The following is a 1,756-nucleotide window of genomic DNA, read 5'->3' as shown; positions in this document are numbered from 1 at the left end:
CCGCACACCAGCCGAAGTCGAGACCGACTACTGGCAGCAACACCAGCTGTCAGCAACAATAGAAATCAGGGTAAACGCCTAGGAAGAAAACCCGGACCATTTCACGTGCCCTTCATCGTAATTCTTAAACTGCGGTGGGCCGGCAACCAGTGACGTCGCCGGCCCACCGCGCTCTGATGTTAGTTAGTTGAAGGTGGTGATGTTCTGACGTTGCTCGTCAACATTCTTGATCGACAGGTTGATGCCCTGACGATCACGCAGCAAGAGCGTTGCCACCGCACCCACGATGACCATGCTCAGCAGGTAGATGGAGACGGCAGTCGTACCACCGGTCTGCTGCACCAGCCAGGTGGCAATGGTCGGGGCGAATGCGCCACCTAGGATCGCACCAATCGCGTAGGAGACGGAGACACCGGAGAACCGGACATCGGCCGGGAAGATCTCTGAATACCAAGCAGCCTGCGGCCCATAGGTCAGACCCAAACCGACGCTAAAGAGCAGACCTGCAATCAAGAGCATTTCGATCCGGCCGGTATTGACCATTGCGAACAGCGGGAAGGACATGGCACCTAGTAACACCCAGCCAAGCAGGTAAGTATTGCGGCGACCAATCTTGTCGGCCAGAATACCTGCCACGAAGGTGGAGACTAGCCAACCGAACGCTGCTGCCGAGATGACAATCAGCACGGCTGTACGGTCCATGTTCAGGCCATCAGGTTGGGTGGTGTAGTTGGTCAGGTATCCACCGGTGATCATGTAACCGGATGCACCGTTTCCGGCGAAGATGAGAGCTGCAAGGATGACAACGTACCAGTGACGTTTGAAGAGCACGGCGGTCGGTGCAGAGATCTGTTCCTTGCGGTCGGCGATCTCTTGGAAGACAGGGGATTCGTCAACGGCACGCCGGATGAAGTATCCCAGCACAATCAGGACGATGGAGAGCAGGAACGGCACACGCCAGCCCCACTCCATGAATGCGTCCCCTGGCGAAATGACACCGGTCATCAGGGCCATCACGCCTGAGGCCAGAAGCATACCCAGTGGCACACCCAGCTGTGGAACCGCACCTGCACGACCACGGCGCTCCCCTGGTGCGTGCTCGACGGCCATCAGGACAGCACCGCCCCATTCACCACCAGCGGAGATACCCTGAAGGATGCGCAGCACCAACAAGAGGATCGGCGCTAGGACGCCAGCAGTCGCATAGGTCGGCAACAGACCGATCAGGGTCGTCGCGCCGCCCATGACAACTAGAGTGATGACCAGCATCAGGCGACGACCAAGTTTGTCGCCGTAGTGGCCCGCCAAGAAGGCGCCTAGGGGGCGGAAGAGGAATGACACACCGACTGTTGCGAAGGAGAGCAGCAGGCTAATCTGAGGGCCGGCAGGCTTGTAGAACAGTTCGGAGAAAACGAGAGCTGCCGCTTGGGCGAAGATAAAGAAGTCGTACCATTCGATTGTGGTACCGACGAGGGTTGCAAAGGCAACGCGTCGCTGGCTCACTTGACCTGAGCCGTGATGAGACACCTGAACAGTGCTAGTCATAGGGGTTAACTTTCACAAGATTTAGCCGATAAAGCGTATCAATTCTACGCCTGTAGACGCATAAGGCAAAAAGCGCCTTAGTTCGGCCGAGAACCTTGTGAAAATGGTTTTTAAATGGGTGTGGGCCTCACGTCGTTGTGAGGCCCACTCTCCTTTTTTGTGAAGGGGTGTCCGGCGGTGTCCTACTCTCCCACAACCTCCCGGTTGCAGT

General features: G+C 57.2%; 1 protein-coding gene. It reads right to left on the bottom strand.

Translation table 11 applies throughout. From position 1 onward, the window contains the following. Positions 1-183 precede the first annotated feature (183 nt). Positions 184-1,545 carry an MFS transporter gene (locus ACFFFR_RS03880; protein ID WP_377458221.1) on the bottom strand — a complete coding sequence of 454 codons (1,362 nt, stop codon included), beginning with the start codon at positions 1,543-1,545 and terminating at the stop codon, positions 184-186. Positions 1,546-1,756 lie beyond the last annotated feature (211 nt).

This window comes from Micrococcoides hystricis (assembly GCF_042434215.1).
GTDB classification, from domain to species: domain Bacteria; phylum Actinomycetota; class Actinomycetes; order Actinomycetales; family Micrococcaceae; genus Micrococcoides; species Micrococcoides hystricis.
This window is presented reverse-complemented; position numbering and strand designations above follow the sequence as displayed.

Excerpts from the sequence above, each read along its gene's own strand:
- ACFFFR_RS03880 (WP_377458221.1), bottom strand. The coding sequence starts at position 1,545 with ATGACTAGCACTGTTCAGGTGTCTCATCACGGCTCAGGTCAAGTGAGC.